Origin of the sequence: Lunatimonas sp., assembly GCF_020832325.1 — a bacterium.
Lineage (GTDB): Bacteria > Bacteroidota > Bacteroidia > Cytophagales > Cyclobacteriaceae > Lunatimonas.
In genome coordinates this window covers 26677-46495 of sequence record NZ_JAFIEU010000020.1, presented here as the reverse complement: position 1 = coordinate 46495, position 19819 = coordinate 26677, and the positions used below count along the sequence as shown (strand labels likewise).

The window sequence follows — 19819 nt, the reverse complement described above, 5'->3', positions numbered from 1 at the left end:
ACTATTCTGTGCCGATGATCCTCATGGGATGAACTACCTGAGTAAACTCCTGTAGGTTGCTCACTTTTTCTTGTAAGCCAAAAAAAGCTCCGGCCTGCTGATACATTGCTTCTTTACTTAAACCTTTTTTTCGCAGGTGTTGAATGGATGTATGGCCTGCGGATTTGGAGAGCTTGGCACCATTTTCTGTCACCAGAGAGTGGTGAAAAAAAGTGGTTGCTGTATATGGTTGAAGACCATGGGTCAACGACGCCAAATACACCTGTGCCAGACTGGAATCCCAAAGATCCTTACCGCGAACCACCAGATCAACCCCAAAATGAATGTCATCCACCACCGAAGCAAGGTGGTAGGAGGGGAGCCCATCTTTCTTTTGCACAATAAACTGGGACGTGGACTTGGGATAGGGCAAGTAGCTGATGCCGGATGCATATAGATGGATGGCTAGTCGTTCGGGACATTCTTTCAGTTTTAGGGCAAAGGGTTCTTCTTTCGTCTGGCACCTGCCGGTGCAACCGCCGAGTAGCCCCGCTGAGGCCAAGTCTTTACGGGAACAGGCACAGGGAAAAAGAAAACCCTTCGCGTTTAACTCCGAAATACTCTCCTTGTACAACGCCAACCGACGGTGTTGGCTGTACGACTTCAGGGTTTCATTTACTGTTCTAGGTCCCTCGTCCCAATCGATATCCAAAAATGTCAACGTGTCGAAAATATCGGCTAGGTATTCCCTTTTGACGCGGCTACGGTCCAGGTCGTCAATCCGAAGCAGGATGGAGGCACCGTGCTTGCTAGCGATTGCAGCTGTGAGAATAAACGAAAAGGCATTGCCCAAATGCAAAAAACCGCTGGGGGTAGGGGCTAGTCTGGTTTTGTGAAAAGGCTGCATGGGTCGAGGCTATCGGACGGGTTCCTCTAAGGGAACGAATCGGGCAAATAATTCTTCTCCATACCAGCGTTCTTTTTTTACTTTCCGGATAATTTCCTGATGTGCTGCTCGGTACGCGTAGGATTTCATTTCCGACTCGGATGCCCAAATACTGAAGGTGGCCTGTTCGATAGCCGGCCACTCTCCGATGCCTTTTGTAAATACCAGCCCTTTCGCATGTTCCGCCGATTTGCTGGCTCGAGGCACCTGAAGTAAAAACTGCGGAATTTTTTGCCACCTCACACGGGCCCGTGTGATTACCATTAGCGGACCGCGTTCGTATGGAGCCGAGGTAGAAAAAGGGTTCTTTCCCCCCCAACTCCCATGGCTTTGTACGCAGGCCATCCAATGGGTTGTCTGAGATTCGGCCTGCTGGTTAAAACGGCCGAACAGCTCCGTGTCGTAATAGGTGCCTGCGTAAGAGTTGTTTTCCCATACGATCAACAGGGCGTAGGTACGAAAGTCCGGCTTCAACGAAAAACCAAAACCTCCGCCTGTGCCCATCAACTTACCGAAGAGTACACCTTCGGTTTGTTGCAAAATTTTCTGGGCCAGTTGCATTTGATTAAACGCCCACCATCGACGATTTTTGGGATACCGAAAAAAACTAATGGATGTTACCTGTTTGCTTTGGTCCATTTCTTCTGCTTCAAAGTCAGTTTCTCGCGGCAAAGATAAAAACTAATCAAAAACTTTTCGGATGATGATGTAGATAAGCCCTATGGCTAAAGCAACGGTGACCCCAGCAATGACAAATTCCATACGTTGATTTGTTACGATTCAATGGGATTAACCACCTGTCAACGCAAAAGGTTTGTGGTTACCGAATTGTTATTTTTATCGGTAAAAAGTCGATTGTTTTGAAAAACATAATTGAATTGTAAAAATTGATGTAAATTTGCTAAAAATTTATCGATTAACTTTATGAATCTATTGCGTAGACGGAGACTGGCTGTGTCGGGTTTATTTTTTATCACGGGGTTGAGCTTTTCTTCCTGGGCTTCCCGAATACCGGACTTTCAGGAATATTTCAGACTTACGGAGGGTCAGTTGGGGACCTTGTTGCTGGGTATGCCGGCAGGATCGCTCATTGCATTGCCTTTGGCTGCTTGGGCGGTATACCGTTTTGGTAGTAGGGGGGTGATTTTGGCAGGTGCCAGCATGTACCTTTTGGGCCTAATTAGTTTAGGCATTGCGGATAGCCGGTTCCAGTTAGCTATCCTGGTCGTGTTGTTTGGCCTTCTTGGGAATATTATGAACATTTCGCTAAACACTCAGGCCTTGGCAGTGGAAAAGGCATACGGAAGGAATATCCTTAGCTCGTTTCACGGCTCCTGGAGTCTTGCTGGCTTTGCTGGCGCTGGATTGGGTGCCTTGATGGTGTTCTTTCAGTTGACGCCGGTGCAGCATTACCTGGTGATCGGTGTGTTGGGCTTTGCGCTGCTGCTAGTTGCACAACCCTACATTTTAGCCGACGACTCCGGAAGATCAAGTTCCGAGGGAGGGTTTGTGTTCAAAAAACCGGATAGCCTGATCTTTCGAATTGGTCTGGTGGGTTTTTGCGGTATGATGTGCGAAGGCTGTATGTTTGATTGGTCCGGGGTGTACATTGCCAAAGTGGTAAACCCTCATCCCTCATTGGTAGCTTTTGGTTTTTTTGCATTTATGGGAGCGATGGCCTCGGGTAGGTTTTTAGCGGATAGGTTTGCCAATAAAATCGGCAAAATCGGAGTGCTCAGAGCAAGCGGTATACTGATCTTCGTAGGCTTATGTCTGTCGGTGTTGTTTCCGAGTCTTACACTGACGTTGTTGGGGTTTGCCCTCGTAGGTTTGGGTACAGCAGCGGTGGTGCCCTTGTCTTACAGCATAGTCGGCAGGTCTAACACCTATCCTCCAGGCATTGCCATTGCGATGGTGTCTACCATTTCCTTTTTTGGCTTCCTCTTGGGGCCTCCAATTATCGGATTTATCGCTGAACTACTAAACCTTAAGGCATCCTTTGCCATTATTTCACTGATGGGGTTGACCATTGCCCTGTTAGTCAGTATCAAGCAAGAGGTGTTGGTGCCCTCAAATAGGTAGTTTCCTGAGAGCAGCCGATACGTTTCCTATCTGTCAAATGGAAGATACTTGGGTGGGTGAGAATACAAAGCTAAAAAGGCCTGTCGGAGCAACGATCTCCGACAGGCCTTGTATTTTTATTCCCTAACACCCCCAATTAGGAGATTTATTATATTAGTAGAAGGGGACCACCCATTGGTTGTTGCGGTTGGTGCTGATTATCCGGTTGATGTTATGCGTTATAACGCTAGTGCCTGCTTCGGCATCGTAGGAAAAGGCATCGATTTCTGTACTGATACTTTGGATAAATGGAGGAATGACAGGGATTGTGCCCGGATGGTCCTCGTCGATGTTTTCGTTGGCTAGGTATTCGATTTCACTGATGACCAGTCGTACACCCATGTCTGACAGCCTTCTGCCCTCACCGATAAAGATTTCTTGTCTGAGCAAGTAGATCAACTCCAAAGCAGCCTGTTCGGATTCCATAGCCTCCTCGATCATTTGGGGGGACACGGAGGTTCCGGATATTGTAGGTACGGTAATATTTCCGGATTTTCGATCCAGCACCAATCCGCCTCTAAATGAATCCTGGGCACTTGCCGCTACTACCACCGCCGAATTATCGGGTCGGGATCCTGGGTTGTTTTGGGTTCGGTCCTGTTGATCATTATTAAACGTGGAGGTAGGCCGATCGTTGACTAGTTGAACCAACCCTTTCAACGTGGTCTCGGCTCCGGCCAAGTTGCCATCTGATACCAGGGCTTCAGCCAAGATCAAGTGAGCCTCTTCCATTTTCAACAAAGACACTGGGCTGGCCTCGCTGGCTCCACGGAAATAGTATTTGGGGTCCAAAAAGTCTAGCCTTGGGAGCACTTGTAAGTCATCGAAATTTCCCCTATCATACATCGCTGTTTGGGCGCGGTTCAGGGGTGTTTGGGCTTGGTCAAACTGCACCTGATAGACCAGCGTGGGGGATTTGGCAATGGCCGTTTGTGCGAAATTTACAGCTTGACTCTTGTTGCCTAGTTTGTAATGCGCACGGGCCTTGGCGAGTGAGGCGGCGGCGCTCATCGTTGCGTCGGGCGAGTTTTCTGCTAAAGTAAAGGCTGTAATGGCTGCTTGCAGGAATTCCTCCCAACCTACAGCCTCTCCTCCCGGCTCCATTGGCAAGAAGGTAAAGTACTCGCCGCTAAGCAAAAAGGAATAGCCTTTTAGGAAGTTTAGTTCCGCCAATTGTGCCGGAGTAGTAGCCGGATCGGCTTCACTCACTGTATTTAGACCATAATCAGCCATTTCACGAAGACGATGCAGTTCCCGCTGGAAGGCATTGATATCGGTATCGACAGGACGAATGGTCAATCGATCCAGATTTTGATTATAAAACGTCATCACGTTTTGGTAGTTATCCGATCCGATTTCGGTAAGCACCACGTGCTCGTTAGTGACCAACGCCAACTGCCGTCGTACACCTCTGACCCATGGGGCCATTGGATTGGCCGTATTCAGGATAGCTTCCTCGGTGAGGTTTGGGTTGATCACCTCGGTGGGATCGATCAGCTCACATCCGGCGATGGACATCCATAGGGCTAGAAATAGAGGAATATGTTTTTTTAACTGTTTCATCTGTCTATAATTGATTTTTAATGGTCAGATGGAATCTCGCATGGTCAATAGTCCTTCAAGTGTGCGACGCTTGGGTCATGCTCGATTTCATGTTTGCTCAATTTTTTTTGGCGGTCTTAAGTAGGCCTTCTCTTTTTTCAGTAGTCGGTGTTTAAAAACTGATCCTTACGGTTCCCAGGTAGGTTCTGGGTAGGGATTCAGTACCAAATCCGAACCCGCCACCGCCAAAACTATTTTGCGTTCCAAAACCCACGCCACTGACTTCTGGGTCCACATCGGCCCGGAAGAAGTTGATTGGGTTGGTGATATTAAACCCAACACTCATCCGTTTGAAGGCACTGCCAATTACCGAAGTGGGTACATCGTAGCTGAGTGCGATGTTTCGGATTTTCAGGTAGTCGGAACTTTGTACCCAAAGGGCAGCCAGATCGAAGAAATTTACCGTTGCCAGTTCATCGGGTATAACCGTGGATGCACCTGCAAAGTAGCGCAACACATCGTCTACAGCTACGGTGTGGCCGCCCGTCTGATAGTCTCCGGTAATGAAGAGGTTGAATCTTTTATAAGTCGTGTTAATGCTAAGCGATCCAAAAGTAGGCGCAATGGGAGATCCCACTGAAGCATTGGTTTCCACACGTTCTAGTTGTCCTTCTGCATTTAAAATTGGCCGGTTTGCCCGAAAATAGCCTAAGGGCTCTCCCTCTTTTACAAACGAACCTAGAAACGTGAATCCGCCTACGTTGAATTCCGGTGCTCCACCGGAAGAAAGTACCGTGTTATTAACGGTATTGTAGGATGCCGACACGTTCACTGTCCAATCATTGGATTCTACGACGACGAAATTAGCGCCGATTTCCCATCCTTTGTTCTCGATTTCGCCGATGTTTCTAAGCTGATTTCCCAGACCAAACGAGGGAGCAAAGGGTGCAGAAAACAAGGCATCCCGAGTGAGGGCATGGTATCTGGTAACCTGTAGTTTGATTCGATCGGTAAAAAAACCGACGTCACCTCCTAGCTCTGTTGTAGCCGTTCGCTCCGGTTTTAAGGTAGGGTCTCCCGGGTTTCCGAACGTGTAAGTGGGAACACCCAGAAACGTATTGGTATTGATCAGCCGGTCATTTCTGAATGGTTCTGGGAAATTGCCAGCCACTCCGTGATTGGCCCTAAACTTCACCGTTGACAAGGTATTCATAGAAAATGTATTTCTAAAGAATGTTTCATCGGAAAGGTTGTACGCGACCCCGAAAGTAGGAAAAACCTGTAGTCCTATATCTGAACCAAAAGCCGTGTTTCCATCAACCCGAATTCCTCCCTCTACAAAAATTTTGTCACGGATACCCAAGTTTTCTTTCAGGAAAAAACCGTAGTTTGTGACAGCTAACAGAAAGTCTTCAACGCTCTTTTCACCGGCATTATTGATGGAAATGGATCCTTCAGTCACGTTGGTGGCTTCGATGAGGAGCTGCTCGTCCTGGTTTCTAAAAAATTGCCCTCCTGCTATGGTCAGGAAAGAAAAATCTTTTAGGTCTTTTTTCCACGTGAAGTCTGCCTGGCCGGTCAATGTGAAAAAGGATCTTTCGAACACGTCTATGGTGCCTCGATCGTTGGTCCCTGCCGGTGCGTTGCCGCGGACAATCAATTGTTGGTTGGTGGTGATATCCCTCTGACGGCTGTTCCTAGAGTCAATACCGAAAATAGCCCTTGCGGAAAGCTCCTCGTTAAACTTGAAGTTAAACTGATGGGAGTTTTGAAACCTTCTCACTCTCTCGGTTATGTTTGTCAGGTCAATGATGCTTCGGACCACTTGACTGATGGAATCTAGTTGGGTACGGGATTTGGTAGTTAGGTCTCCCCATCTGGCCACGGTCTCCAAATTCCCAAATTCACTGAAGGAGCTGTTTGCATTGTAGTCCCTTGAAAATTGGTTGCTCGAAAACCCCGCCGAACTTTGGTAAGTGATCCAGTTATTTACTTTGGCCATGATGCCTCCCCTGAAGTTCCGACGTATCTGACCTACCCCATAGCGAAAACTTTCGTCTCCGTAAAGGTTACCGGAAAAGCTGTAGGTTAGGTTTTCGGTGCCTCCATCAATACCCAATCGGTAGCTTTGTTGTAGGCCAGGACGAAAAAGGATATCTGCGGTTTCCTGAAAGAAAAGGTAGTCCCTCGTTCCCACTTGCGCACCGTGTTGGGTCTCCAAATTTACCCTTGCCTGCCCTTGTTTGCCTTTCTTGGTGAATATTTGGATCACGCCGTTTGCGGCGTCGGCACCGTATAGCGTAGTCGCAGCACCTCCTTTTACATACTCAATACTTTCGATGTTTTCTACTGGAATATCCGCTATGGCACTACTTTGGGCACCTCCTGTTTCTAGTGAAAGCTGTGCCGCAGAATTGAGGTTATCCACCCTCACACCGTCCACGTAGATGACAGGCGTAGTTCCTACCGCAGCAGAAACCGGCCCTCGGGATCGAATAAAAGAAGCTGTACCCGGTTGACCAGATCCCAGGCGTATTTGGGCGTTAGGCATGTTGGATCGGAGGATTTGGTCCAGTTGAACTACCGGGACCTTGTAGATGTCTTCCTCGGTCATGCGATCTACTGTAATGGGTAATCGTCTTTTTTCTATACCCTCACCCTGTCCGGTAACAACAATTTCCTCCAACATTCGAATGTCCGCTACCAAGGTTACATCTATCGTAGATCGATTCGAGATGAGGATCTCTTGACTGGTGTATCCCACAAAACTAAAGATCACAATTTCGTACCCGTCGGGTACCGTAAGCGAATACCTTCCGTTTAAGTCGGTAACGGTACCTAGGGTACTTCCCTTCACGCTCACATTAGCTCCGGGAATTCCCTCAGGCTCATCCGCTGAAATCACTCGTCCTGTTAGGGTTTGACTTTGTGCCAAGCCCATACAGACCAAGGCAAACGACATAACCACCGTAAGTATTGATTTTTTCATGAACAGTTCTCTACAATTTACTTTTCAAATTAGAAAATTTCAGCAAAAATAGAGAATTTTTGATATGGAGCCAAGTAAAAATCTAGCATGAAGCGGGTGATTCAAATAAAATTGGGATATTAAGGAATATTACGTGGATAAATCAAGAAAATGTATTTCATGCACAAAAAACTGCATAATAGTATGCTTTTTGAGTAGAAAAACAAGAGTGGTTCTGCAAAAGTTCAGGCTTGACTGCTAAACAACACCAAAAGGAAACAGGTAGTAGTATAATGCATAGTAAGCTCCCTGTTTGTTACTGGGTTTACCATAGTGTGTGCAAGCTATTCGATTTGCATTAAATTTTTGGATATTGGAGATATGGCGTATCTTACCGACTTAAACGATACAAAGCACGCAATTTTATCCAATGAACAAATCCATTATTGTCCTTTCTTTAACATTACTTTCTAGTTTATTCGTTCGGTGCAAATCAGGTGATTCTCAGATTGAGGAAGTACCCAGGCCAAATATTGTGGTCATCTATTTGGACGATTTGGGTTATGGCGACGTCAGCGCTTATGAAGCTGGTACCTTAAAAACACCTCACATGGATCGTCTGGCAAATGAAGGTGTACGGTTTACCAACGGCTACGCTTCTTCTGCCACTTGCAGTCCCAGTAGGTATGCACTTCTCACCGGGAGATATCCTTGGCGGAATGAAGATGCCAAAATTTTACCTGGAACGGCGCCCTTGTTGATTGATACAGATGAGCTTACACTACCCAAGATGTTAAAAGAGCAGGGGTATGCCACGGGAGTAGTGGGTAAATGGCACTTGGGATTGGGAGACGGAACGGTAAACTGGAACCAAAAAGTAAGTCCCGGCCCAAATGAAATTGGTTTTGACTATGCCTATATCATGGCAGCCACGCAGGACAGAGTGCCTACAGTATACCTTGAAAATGGTGTGGTAGAAGGCTTGGATCCTGCAGATCCGATTTTGGTAGACTACGACAAAAACTTTGATGGAGAGCCAACCGGAAAAGACAATCCGGAGCTGCTGCGGCTTCGCTGGCACCACGGACACAACAATAGTATCGTAAACGGTATTCCCCGCATAGGATTTATGAAAGGTGGAGAGAAAGCCAAGTGGGTCGACGAGGACATGGCAGATCGTTTTTTGGAAAAATCACGGGAGTTTATCCAGCAACATGCCGATAAGCCCTTTTTCCTCTACTATGCCATGCAGCAGCCCCATGTACCGAGAACACCCCATCCCCGATTTGAAGGAACATCCGGTATGGGGCCTAGAGGCGATGTGATCTTGGAAGCCGATTGGTGTATCGGTGAACTACTCGCCACCCTGGAGGCGGAAGGACTGCTGGAAAATACGCTGATACTATTTACGTCGGACAATGGTCCGGTACTAAACGATGGATACTACGACGATGCAGTGGAGCTTTTAGGAGACCACACGCCTGCCGGTCCTTTGAGAGGGGGTAAGTACAGCCTGTTTGAGGCGGGTACGCGGGTTCCATTTACGGCTTATTGGAAAGGAACCATTGTGCCCAAGGTTTCCGATGCCATGATCACCCAGATTGACTTGTTGACGTCCCTGGCCCAACTAACCGGCAGCGAGCAAAGGAGCGAGGATGGCGAGGAATTATTGGACGTGCTGCTTGGAAAAAGCGACAAGGGAAGGGAGACGCTGGTTTTGGAGGCTACTACCCGGACGGCTTTGAGACACCGAAATTGGGTAATGATACCTCCTTACAAGGGGCCAGCGGTAAATCAGATGGTGAATATTGAACTGGGAAATGACAGTGACTACCAGCTCTATAATTTGGACATAGATATAAAGCAGCAGCGAAATCTGGCTGCTGAAAACACAGAAAAGCTTCGGGAGATGGTTGACTTGTTCGTTGGTATTCGAGGCGACGGTTATTTGGATACCGAAGCACTAGAACTCAAGTAGTCCTACAATCATTTGATTAATAAACTAGCGGGTGCGGTTGGTACGCGGCATACGGGTGATCGCACTCGCTTTTTTTAATTAGAATCTAACCGTCCTTCAAAATTTTATTTGTGTCGATCGATTTTTCATTTATATTGGAATCAGATGCACCTAAATTACCCTTAAAATGGCCAAATTTCCGCGTAGGATTTTTTTTCGAAAAGCAGGATGGGGAGTTTTATCGTTTTCCTTCCTCCCGCAGCTACCCCTATTTGCCCGGATACGACGTGTTTTTTTACCGCACCCTGAGCAGGAACGGGTTTTTTTTACCACAGGATTTAAAATCAGTGAGGTAACCGAAAATTCTGCCATGGTTTGGACCCGTCTTTGTAGACAGGAACATCCCAATCCGGTGCGGCACGAACGTGAAGAAAAAGTATTTCGCCATCCCATTGACTTTGATGAGGAGCAACCGGTGGAGCAAATGGATGGAGGCGTCGAGTCAGGCCCAGGATTTGTCCGGGTGAAAGTATATACAGGTACAGAAAAGATAGTATCTCCTTGGGTACAGGTTTTTCAGCGGGACGATTTTACAGCCAGAATTCCGCTTGAAGGATTGAAGCCATCTACTTCTTATCGGGTGGAGCTGATTGGTAAGCCCAGTGTGGATGGTCCTACCACCGTGGAGCAAGCTACATTTTCCACGTCTCCATCGCCTGACACTGCGGTACCCGTGTTGCTGACCACCTCTACCTGCCAATATTTCTGGAGTTTTGATGAGCCTTCCCGAGGTTTTCGAACCTACGATAGCATGCGCACTCTCAAGCCCGACTTTTTTATTCAGACTGGAGACTATGTCTACTACGATAAACCTGGCCCTTTGGCCAAAGACTTGGAAAAGGCACGTCATAAGTGGCGGGCAATGGATGCCTGGCCGAGCCTAAAAGACCTATATCGGGAAACGCCCATTTACATGCTAAAGGATGACCATGACTTGCTCAAGGATGATGTCCACCCGGCATCTTCCCCCTATGGAAAGCTAAGTTATATGGAGGGACTGAAGCTATGGTATGAAAACGTGCCCATTACCGGTAAGCCCTACCGCACCTTCCGAAAAGGTAAGGACCTGCAAATCTGGCTCGTAGAAGGACGCGAATATCGCTCTCCAAACGACTCACCGGATGGTCCTGGAAAGACCATTTGGGGCAAGGAGCAAATAGCATGGTTCAAGCGTACGGTGGAGGAGTCGGATGCTACCTTCAAGCTGCTTTTCACAGCCACTCCGGTAGTAGGTCCTGATAGAGAAAACAAAATGGACAACCATGCTAACAAAGTGTACGAGAACGAAGGCAACTGGCTGCGACAATACCTTTCAGGCATCGACCATCTGTATGTGGTGAACGGAGACCGGCATTGGCAATATGTGTCCAAAGACGAAAGTACCGGTCTGCTGGAATTTGGTTCCGGCCCCATCAGTGATTATCACGCACAAGGTTGGGATCCCAATGACAAACGGCCCGAACACCGCTTTTTACGCGTGAAGGGAGGCTTTTTGAGTATTCAGGTTGACCGCAGTAGCGGTGTGCCAGCCATCCGCTTCACGCATAGAGACGTGGACGGCAACCCTACCCACGAGGAGTATTTTACCAAGCATTCCTAGAATAATAAGTGACCCCTTGAGAACAAAATATCAACTCATGAACGAATTAGGTAGTAATCGGTATAGAGAATGGATGGTAGCCCGGATCTTCCTGTTATCTTTTATTTGGCTGGGTTTGGTGGCTTGTCAGAAGAAAGGCGTTGAAACCACTACACCCGATCTACCCAATGTGGTGCTATTACTGGGGGATGACCATGGCTGGGATGAGGTAGGATACAATGGGCATCCATACATAAAAACACCGGTTCTGGATCAAATGGCGGCCAGAGGCTTACGGATGGATCGGTTCTATTCGGCATCTCCCGTATGCTCTCCTACACGGGGAAGCATCATCACCGGACGTCATCCAAACCGGTATGGTACCTTTACTCCAGGACATTCCATCCGTCCGGAGGAAGTTAGCATTGCACAGATAATGCAGCAGGCTGGATACACCACGGCCCATTTTGGCAAATGGCACCTTGGACCAGTGAAAGCGTCCTCTCCCACAAATCCGGGAGCAATGGGCTTTGATCATTGGGTTTCCCACGATAATTTTTTTGAAATGGACCCTCCTTTGTCGGTGAATGGTGCTGATCCGGTGATCTTCAAGGGGGAAGGTTCTGAAGTGGTGGTGAAGGAAGCGATGCGTTTTATTGCGAATGCGAAAGCAGCCAATAAGCCCTTCTTCGTGTTGATTTGGTATGGCTCGCCCCACGAGCCCTACAGTGGCCTGAAAGAAGACTTGGACCTTTATCAGGATTTGCCGGCTGATTTTGGCGACAGGCAGGTAACACTCACCTCCAATGAAACGGGAGGAACTGTGGAGCGGCACCAACGGGAGGTACTCATTGAGCGGTTTGCGGAGATCACCGCGATGGATCGTTCCATTGGCATGCTCCGAGATTTCCTAGAGGAGGAAGGGCTGCGCAGGAACACCCTGCTGTGGTATTTTGGAGATAACGGTACACCGGCAGAGGGTGTGGCCACCATGCCGTTTCGGGGATTCAAAGGTCAAGTATACGAAGGAGGTATTCGGGTTCCCAGTGTACTGGAGTGGCCGGATAAGGTTCGCTTTCCCCTGATTAGTGCCATTAACGGAGTTAGTACAGACGTGCTTCCTACTCTGTGCGACATCGTTGGGCAACCTCTTCCAGAGAGACCGATAGACGGGGTGAGTCTATTGGGAATGCTGAATAACGTGATGATGGAACGCCCTGTACCCATTGGGTTCTGGAATGGGCGGGACCGCAGTGGAGAAGAACTTATTCCGTACATAGAACCCGAACTTCAAGTAGGAACCACTCCATTGGTAAAATTAATGGGGGGAATAGCAACCAGAAACTTTAAGAATTTCCACCGTGAAGACATCCGGGAGGAAGATTTTTCTGGCGTCCGTGCCTGGTTGGACAATCAGTACAAGTTGGTCATTCATGGGGGTACAGGACCCGATGCTACTAAGGAATTGTTTGATGTGTTGGCCGACCCGGAGGAACAGGTTGACCTGATACAAAAGATGCCTGAATTTGCGGGAAGAATGGAAGGAGAGCTACGGGCCTGGCAGCAGTCGGTACTGGAAAGCCTAATTGGTAGCGATTATTAAATATTAAAGTAGGTGCCGCGCGTGACGATTTCAAGTGCGGGAATTCTTACATGCTTTGGGATTGGAAAAATGGGGTGAAGCTACACCAAGGCAGGTTATTGGTATAGTTTATTCTTAATTTTTTAGGATACTATTTTTCAACTAATTACCTTTATTGGAAACGTCTGACTCACAGGTCTGGGACAAAGGCTTTTTGTCAACTTAGTTTAGGCGTACCATTGTTTAACCCTTAAAGCTAGCTTACTAGGCATGTTCCATTTTCCGTTATCCCATCTATCGATTGACCTACGGGTTACTTATTCATTGTTTATAGCATCAGCCCTTTTTTTCGTTGGCTGTGGGTCAGATGTACCTGATAAGACTACTCCGGAGAAAGTGCTCCAAAATGCGGAAAGCAAACTCCGTATTCCAATAGATGATCAGACAGGCAACTTTAGTTTTGGGTTGGGGTATTTGGATGGAGAGAGTCCCTATCTTTTCAATATTCAGTCACCCCGAAATGAAATTCAGGTCTATGATATGGATCGAAAAGAGCTCGCGAAAACCTTGAAATTCGACTTGGAGGGGAATGAGGGAGTGGGTACGGTTTTCAGGTTTCACGTGCAATCGGCAGACAGCATATTCCTTTTTACCACGCATCCAGGGTCTATTTATTTGACAGATATCGATCAATCCTATCTCTCGAAGATATCCTTTGCATCACCAGAGGGATATTCCGATCCGCAAATCAGCACATCCTTTTTTAACTCCTATCCAATTATCCGAGGGAACAAAATGTTGGTAAAAGTAGTGGCTCCTGGAAATGTTAAAGACACGGAAGAAAAAGCCCTTTCCAATCAATTTCTTAGTGTAGAATTAGATATGAATTCGGGAGATACTGAGCTTACTTGCCATAAATATCCGAAAGGTTACTTGTCAGATGGCTTGCATGTACCGTATTTCAGTATGGCAGCGTCGCCGGACAAGGTCGTTTATTCATTTCTTGCCGATCATAATCTTTACGCTGCGTCCTCAGCGGGGGATCCACTCGATGCTTTTCCGGCAAAAAGTCGGTTTTTTCCCGATACATTTCCCACCCTTTCTAGGACTGCCGACCGAAACGAGTATTTGCGGTATATGTTTACAGAACCCAGATATGGGACATTACTATACGATCCCTACAGGGAAGTTTTTTACCGATTTTGTTTTCCCAAAATTGAAATCGAAAGTGAAGAGGAACTGGAACAGCTTCGTGGATTTGCCAAGGATTTTTCCATCATGATCTTGGATACGAATCTCCAAGTACTGGGTGAGACCAGATTTAAAGGTTACAACTACGTGACAGAAAATGTGTTTGTGGCCAAGGAAGGACTCTATATGTCTGTTAATCATCCCGATAATTACGATAATGAGGAAGATTACCTGAGCTTTGTGCTGTATGAATTGGCGGATGGGAAATAGTAAACAGGTCTCGAATTGAAATGCTGTATTTTTTGGGGCAAGAAATCCGTTTACAGCCTATGGGTTCATTTCCATATGTCGGTTAAATGATTTTCGATTTTTCTTCTTGTCATATTCGGAAAAGTTGGGATATTGGAGTATAATATCTTGCTCAGAGGCATCTATTTGAATATTCAGGATTTCATGCACCCATTTCACGGCCAAAATAACTTTTTGTATCTTCCCTTATGTGGTTTTGCCCTTCTTTGGGGACTGTATGCATGTGGGGTCTCCCCAGAACAGGAGGCAGAGTGGCGCGAATATTTGGGAGGGCCAGATCGAAACCATTTTTCTCCGCTAGACCAAATCCATGCAGGTAATGTCAGAGAGCTGCAGATTGCCTGGACCTACCATACGGGAGATAGTGGTCACATGCAGACCAATCCGATTATTGTGGATGGGGTGCTTTATGGAATGACCGCAGGGGTTCAGCCCTTTGCGGTAGATGCGGCCACCGGAAGGGAGCTATGGAGGCATACCGGGGGTGCCAAGGAATCTTTCAGTGTTAACAGAGGGGTAGTCTACTGGGAAAAGAGGGCAGACAAACGCATTTTGTACTCCCAGAGTGAATGGTTGTATGCGGTGGATGCACGAACAGGAGAACCTGTTACCAGCTTTGGAGAGGGAGGCAGAGTTAGTCTCAAAACAGGTCTGGGGCCTACCGCTGCGGATAAAATGGTACTTTCCAATACGCCAGGGACGGTGTACGAGGATTTGATCATCATGCCACTGCGGGTCGCGGAGGATCATCGGGCAGCATTGGGACATATTCAGGCATTTCACATAGAGACAGGCGAATTGGCTTGGGTGTTTCATACCATTCCCCATCCAGACGAGTACGGGTACGATACCTGGCCACCCGATGCGTACAAAAACAACGGAATAGGCGGTGCAAACAATTGGGCGGGCATGGCTATAGACCGCAAGCGGGGTATCGTGTATGTTCCCACCGGGTCCGCTGCCCCCGATTTTTACGGGGGAGATCGGATTGGTGCCAATCTCTTTGCGAATACCTTGTTGGCCCTAGATGCAGCCACCGGGAAGCGAATTTGGCATTTTCAAATCGTACACCATGACATTTTGGACATGGACCTGCCCGCACCTCCGAATTTAATACAGGTACAGCACGAAGGAAGGTTGATTGATGCCGTAGCGCAGGTAACTAAACACGGGTACGTTTTTTTGTTTGATAGAGAGACAGGCGTACCCTTGTTTCCGGTGGAGGAGCTCACCGTTCCTCCATCTACGATTCCGGGAGAACAGGCTTGGCCCACCCAGCCTCTGCCTACAAAGCCGCTTCCTTTTTCCCGGCAGATAGTGTCCGATTCGCTGATCAGCCCATGGGCAGGTAACCGGGAGGAGCTGTTACAGATTCTGCGGGAAAGCGGATACCAGGGGCCCTTCACTCCCCTGAACGAACAGGGAATGCCCGTATTCCCAGGACTTAGTGGAGGAGCTATCTGGGGCGGTGCGGCGGCGGACCCCGAAGGCATTTTGTATATCAATAGCAACGAGATGGCCAGGTATATGGGCATTGGACCCAGTACTTCACCGGAGCAGCTTCAGGCAATGGGTATCGGTATGCGGGTGTATACGCTGAATTGTGCGCCCTGCCATGGAAAGGATCGGAGGGGCTACCCCGCGAGCGGATATCCGTCCTTGGAAGGATTGTTGAAGAGAAAGACCTTCGGGGAGGTTGCAGAGATTGTTGCCGGCGGAAAGGGAATGATGCCGGCATTTCCAGGTATTTTGCCCGGAGAGAAAGCTGCACTACTGGCTTACTTGAACGAATCGGACCCATTCGCACAGGCGGGAGACGAACCTGGTTTAGTTCCCGAATCAGAAACCGATGAGTTGCCAGCCTATGTGGTAAATAGGTACATGAAGTTCCTGGATGATCAGGGATATCCTGCCATTGCGCCTCCTTGGGGCACGCTAAATGCTATTGACCTAAACACTGGGGAGTTTCGCTGGAGCATACCATTTGGAGAGTATCCGGAGCTATCTGCTCAAGGGATTCCCCTTACCGGAACAGAAAGCTTTGGAGGTCCTTTGGTAACAGGCAGCGGATTGCTGTTTATCGCCGCTACACAGGATGGCAAGTTTCGAGCCTTTGACACACAAAACGGGGATTTGCTGTGGCAAACGGTATTGCCCGCAGCGGCATTTGCTACCCCCAGTACTTATTCGGTCAACGGGAAACAATACGTGGTGCTGGCATGTGGTGGTGGCCGTTTTAATACCCACAAGGGGGATATGTATGTGGCTTTTTCACTTCCCTAATCCATTGGATAGTTGTATTATGGCCGTAAAAAGCGTAATATGGTACCTGTAAAATACCCTCTTTGTTTTTATCCAAAATACCTAGCTTCTATGATAACGAGAAAATTAAACGAGGCGTTCTTGGTTGTGCTTTTGCTGTGTTTTGCCAGCCCTAATCTATTTGGGCAATCGGAAACAGACGAACACCGCATCAGTACACACCGAAAGGGCACCTTGTCCGTCTACGCCAAGCCAGGGCAGGAAGTGCATATACGGCAGCTTTCTCATGAGTTCTGGTTTGGGGCGGCTCTGAGTAATGGATTTGTGGGCTCCATGTCGGAGGCCGACAAACAGCAGTACGCAGAGAAGTTTTTACAGAATTTCAATGCTGCGGTAACCGAAAATGCTCTGAAATGGCACAGTATGGAAAAGGAAAAGGGCGTGGTGGATTACTCAGTGGTAGATGCACTGTTGGAATGGACCGACCGACACCATATTCCGCTACGTGGGCACAATATTTTTTGGGGTATACCCAAATTTGTTCAGGAATGGCTGACCGCTTTGGATGATGAGTCGCTTGAGCAAACCCTGCGTGTCCGCGCATTGGATGTCACCACAAGGTATCGAGGTCGTTTTGCTGGCTACGACCTGAATAACGAAATGGTGCATGGTAATTTTTACGAAGACCGATTGGGACCGGATGTTACCAAAAAGATGGTGGATTGGTCGCACCAAGGGGACCCGGACGCGCAGCTTTTTCTAAACGATTACGATATCTTAACCGGAAACCGTCTCGATGATTACCTGAAGCAAATCCGAGGCCTAATTGGGCAGGGTGTTCGCATTGCAGGTATAGGCGTGCAAGGCCATCTCCATGCGGAGAGTTTTGACCGCAATGAGTTGCGCAGGGCTCTGGATTCCCTCGCGGTTTTTGGCTTGCCAATTTTGGTGACGGAATTTAATGTACCCGGGCAACGCTCGAAGTATTACCGGGAAAATATTCGGGAGCTGACGATGGAGGAGGAAATATTCACGGCAGGAGAGTTGGTAGACTATTACAAGATATGCTTTGCTCATCCTTCGGTGGAGGGGATTTTGATGTGGGGATTTTGGGCAGGCGCCAATTGGATACCCGCATCTTCTCTCTACCGACGGGATTGGTCTCCTACCGCATTGGCGGAGGCCTATCAAGATCTGATATTTAGGGAATGGTGGACCGAACACCGTGCAACAGTAGGCCACAACGGTGTCGTATCCCTCCCGGCCTTTTTTGGTACGTATGAAGTGCAGGTGGGCGACGAGGTACGCACGGTCACCTTGAATAGGGGAGGAGGTAGTGCGAAGGTGGACTTTTTGATGGGAGCCAAATGAGGCAGTTGACGTTGGTGTCCTACGGAAAGGCCGCTGAAGCATTTGAACTTCGCGAGTCGCCTACTCCAAACCCAGAACCAGGTCAGTTACTCATCGAAGTGGAGGGGTTTGGACTAAACTTTGCCGACGTGATGGCGAGGCAGGGGCTGTACAGGGAAGCCCCACGACTTCCTTTTGTACCTGGCTACGAGGTGGTAGGGAAGGTTTTGACACCAGGCGCGGGAGTAAGCAATGATTGGCTAGGTAGGCGAGTAGTGGCGTTTTGTCGCTTTGGTGGGTATTCTGATCATGCCTTGGTAGATCATCGGGCTGCGGGAGTAATACCTGAATGTATGCCTCCTGGGGAAGCATGTGCACTTGCTACGCAATACTGCACGGCCTATTACATGACGGATTACAGCAATAAGCTGAGAACAGATGAGACTGCGCTGATACATGCCGCTGCGGGTGGGGTAGGTACGGCACTGGTACAATTGTGTAGGCGAAAGGGAATTTTTACCATCGGTCTATGCGGATCGGTAGAAAAATTGGCCTACCTCCGGGAGATTGGAGTGGATCTTCCGATTTGCTACAAGGAGCAATCCTATCCCGATGTGATCGAAGGTCGGTTGGGCAAACGAAAAGTGGACTATGTTTTTAATACAAGCATGGGAAAAAGTTTCAGGGTAGATCGCAAGCTGCTTAATTATGGGGGTAAACTATTTTGCTTTGGTGGAGCGTCACGCAGTGGATCAAAAGGGTATCTAGTAAACGATCTTTCCTTCCTATTCCAAACGGGATTTTTGAGTCCACTGTTTATGATGATGCAATCCCAGAGTATTATGGGGGTAAACATGCTGCGATTGGCCGACCATCGGGTAGGGGTTATTGGTGCCTGTCTGAGGGAACTGATTGATTTGCACACGGCAGGAGAGGTCCACCCCCAGGTAGGCGGCACTTTTTCTGCTGCCGAAATTGCATCGGCCCATGAGATGCTGGAATCCGGCAAAAGCATGGGCAAGATCTATGTACACTGGACTTAAAGCTGTGTCTTTGATTTCGGAATGATGAAATGGGGGAGATATTTCTTGTTAGTTCATTCCTCTGCCACTTTTGGAGCCAAATTGATTGACTATCGACTTGGCGAGTGGATTTCCGTTTTGGGCAGCTTTTTGAATGTCACGCATACCTTGGCTTGGATTATCTTCCAAGAGGCAGATACCTCTCCGAGCGAGTGCGTCGTAGTGATCCGGTTTTCTTTTTAATACTTCGTCAAAATCCTCAATCGCCCAATCGGAAAAGCCCAGTTTCATCAATGCAAAGCCTCGGTTGTAATGGGCAGAGATGTTGTCAGTTTCTAATGAAAGGTACGCATTTAGAGCGGTAACCACACCCAGACCATCTCCTTGATAGCCCCTTGCGATCCCTAAGTAAAAGTAAGGTTGCGGATTTTCGGGCTGTTGATCGATGGCCAATTGCAGGAATTCTTCCGCACTTTTGAAGCGTTGGTTTTTGATCATGGCCCTGCCAAGCAATAGCAGGATATCGTAATCGTCCGGATCGTGCATGGCGGCTTTGAGTAAGAGTTTTTCCGCCTCGGCCATGTTATCTTCTTTCCAAGCGATCTTTCCCAGCCCGGCAAGCGCCTGCGCGTACGTAGGTTGGTATTTTAGGATTTGCCTGTAGTCAGCTTTTGCATTTTCGTAATCCTCCAACTCCTCATAGGATCTTGCTCTGAGGTGTAGGGATTTTACGTCCGAAATACTAACAAATAGGACCCTGTTAAATTCGGCGATGGCTTTCTCGTATTCTTGATTGCGGAAGTAGGCTTCACCTTTTTGAAACTGCCCTATACAACCTGTCATGACGGTGAGACTGAGCAGAAAAACTATCGGAGAAACTTTCATATCAAACGCTAGATTACTAATTGATTAGTTAAATATACGGGAAAGCAATGAATATGAAAACTTTAA

The 19819-nt window shown here is 47.9% G+C and carries 13 protein-coding genes; 8 read left to right on the top strand and 5 right to left on the bottom strand.

Features of this window, described 5'->3' with window-relative positions:
- Position 1 precedes the first annotated feature (1 nt).
- Together JJU34_RS07880 and JJU34_RS07875 are read right to left on the bottom strand one after the other, a co-directional pair.
- The gene (locus tag JJU34_RS07880) at positions 2-886 is read right to left on the bottom strand and encodes a glutamate--tRNA ligase family protein (protein WP_228691793.1); all 885 of its coding nucleotides are present in this window, start codon (positions 884-886) and stop codon (positions 2-4) included.
- 9 nt (positions 887-895) lie between these two features.
- Complete coding sequence (locus JJU34_RS07875; protein ID WP_228691792.1) at positions 896-1465, bottom strand: spheroidene monooxygenase; 570 nt, start codon at positions 1463-1465, stop codon at positions 896-898.
- 384 nt (positions 1466-1849) lie between these two features.
- Here JJU34_RS07875 and JJU34_RS07870 point away from each other — a divergent pair, with 384 nt between their 5' ends.
- Positions 1850-3007, top strand: coding sequence for an MFS transporter (locus tag JJU34_RS07870; protein WP_228691791.1), 1158 nt, complete (start codon positions 1850-1852; stop codon positions 3005-3007).
- A gap of 153 nt (positions 3008-3160) precedes the next feature.
- On the opposite strand, the gene JJU34_RS07865 is transcribed toward JJU34_RS07870, so the two are convergent.
- Positions 3161-4609 carry a hypothetical protein gene (locus JJU34_RS07865; protein WP_228691790.1) on the bottom strand — a complete coding sequence of 483 codons (1449 nt, stop codon included), beginning with the start codon at positions 4607-4609 and terminating at the stop codon, positions 3161-3163.
- Between the two features lie 151 nt (positions 4610-4760).
- Positions 4761-7577: a TonB-dependent receptor gene (locus tag JJU34_RS07860; protein ID WP_228691789.1), complete on the bottom strand. Its 2817-nt coding sequence runs from the start codon at positions 7575-7577 to the stop codon at positions 4761-4763.
- A 409-nt stretch (positions 7578-7986) separates the two neighbouring features.
- On the opposite strand from JJU34_RS07860, the gene JJU34_RS07855 reads away from it, so the two are divergent.
- The 7 genes from JJU34_RS07855 to JJU34_RS07825 all read left to right on the top strand — a co-directional run bounded on the left by JJU34_RS07855 (position 7987) and on the right by JJU34_RS07825 (position 18889).
- On the top strand, positions 7987-9534 hold the full coding sequence (locus tag JJU34_RS07855; protein ID WP_228691788.1) for an arylsulfatase: 1548 nt from the start codon (positions 7987-7989) through the stop codon (positions 9532-9534).
- Positions 9535-9700: 166 nt separating this feature from the next.
- Positions 9701-11173, top strand: coding sequence for an alkaline phosphatase D family protein (locus JJU34_RS07850; RefSeq protein WP_228691787.1), 1473 nt, complete (start codon positions 9701-9703; stop codon positions 11171-11173).
- A 37-nt stretch (positions 11174-11210) separates the two neighbouring features.
- Entirely contained in the window at positions 11211-12755 is a 1545-nt protein-coding gene (locus JJU34_RS07845; RefSeq protein ID WP_228691786.1) for a sulfatase-like hydrolase/transferase, read from the top strand.
- Between the two features lie 249 nt (positions 12756-13004).
- On the top strand, positions 13005-14195 hold the full coding sequence (locus JJU34_RS07840) for a DUF4221 family protein (RefSeq protein ID WP_228691785.1): 1191 nt from the start codon (positions 13005-13007) through the stop codon (positions 14193-14195).
- 132 nt (positions 14196-14327) lie between these two features.
- Entirely contained in the window at positions 14328-16517 is a 2190-nt protein-coding gene (locus JJU34_RS07835; protein WP_228691784.1) for a pyrroloquinoline quinone-dependent dehydrogenase, read from the top strand.
- A 90-nt stretch (positions 16518-16607) separates the two neighbouring features.
- Positions 16608-17867: an endo-1,4-beta-xylanase gene (locus tag JJU34_RS07830; protein ID WP_228691783.1), complete on the top strand. Its 1260-nt coding sequence runs from the start codon at positions 16608-16610 to the stop codon at positions 17865-17867.
- Positions 17864-18889 (top strand): zinc-binding dehydrogenase, encoded by a 1026-nt coding sequence (locus tag JJU34_RS07825; protein WP_228691782.1) that lies wholly within the window; start codon positions 17864-17866, stop codon positions 18887-18889. Before JJU34_RS07830 ends, JJU34_RS07825 begins: the two co-directional genes overlap by 4 nt.
- 48 nt (positions 18890-18937) lie before the next feature.
- Here the strand turns inward: JJU34_RS07825 and JJU34_RS07820 are convergent, their stop codons facing one another.
- Positions 18938-19753: a tetratricopeptide repeat protein gene (locus tag JJU34_RS07820; RefSeq protein ID WP_228691781.1), complete on the bottom strand. Its 816-nt coding sequence runs from the start codon at positions 19751-19753 to the stop codon at positions 18938-18940.
- Positions 19754-19819 lie beyond the last annotated feature (66 nt).

Excerpts from the sequence above, each read along its gene's own strand:
- JJU34_RS07850 (WP_228691787.1), top strand. The coding sequence starts at position 9,701 with ATGGCCAAATTTCCGCGTAGGATTTTTTTTCGAAAAGCAGGATGGGGA.
- JJU34_RS07880 (WP_228691793.1), bottom strand. The coding sequence starts at position 886 with ATGCAGCCTTTTCACAAAACCAGACTAGCCCCTACCCCCAGCGGTTTT.
- JJU34_RS07855 (WP_228691788.1), top strand. The coding sequence starts at position 7,987 with ATGAACAAATCCATTATTGTCCTTTCTTTAACATTACTTTCTAGTTTA.
- JJU34_RS07845 (WP_228691786.1), top strand. The coding sequence starts at position 11,211 with ATGAACGAATTAGGTAGTAATCGGTATAGAGAATGGATGGTAGCCCGG.
- JJU34_RS07870 (WP_228691791.1), top strand. The coding sequence starts at position 1,850 with ATGAATCTATTGCGTAGACGGAGACTGGCTGTGTCGGGTTTATTTTTT.
- JJU34_RS07820 (WP_228691781.1), bottom strand. The coding sequence starts at position 19,753 with ATGAAAGTTTCTCCGATAGTTTTTCTGCTCAGTCTCACCGTCATGACA.
- JJU34_RS07865 (WP_228691790.1), bottom strand. The coding sequence starts at position 4,609 with ATGAAACAGTTAAAAAAACATATTCCTCTATTTCTAGCCCTATGGATG.
- JJU34_RS07830 (WP_228691783.1), top strand. The coding sequence starts at position 16,608 with ATGATAACGAGAAAATTAAACGAGGCGTTCTTGGTTGTGCTTTTGCTG.
- JJU34_RS07825 (WP_228691782.1), top strand. The coding sequence starts at position 17,864 with ATGAGGCAGTTGACGTTGGTGTCCTACGGAAAGGCCGCTGAAGCATTT.
- JJU34_RS07840 (WP_228691785.1), top strand. The coding sequence starts at position 13,005 with ATGTTCCATTTTCCGTTATCCCATCTATCGATTGACCTACGGGTTACT.
- JJU34_RS07860 (WP_228691789.1), bottom strand. The coding sequence starts at position 7,577 with ATGAAAAAATCAATACTTACGGTGGTTATGTCGTTTGCCTTGGTCTGT.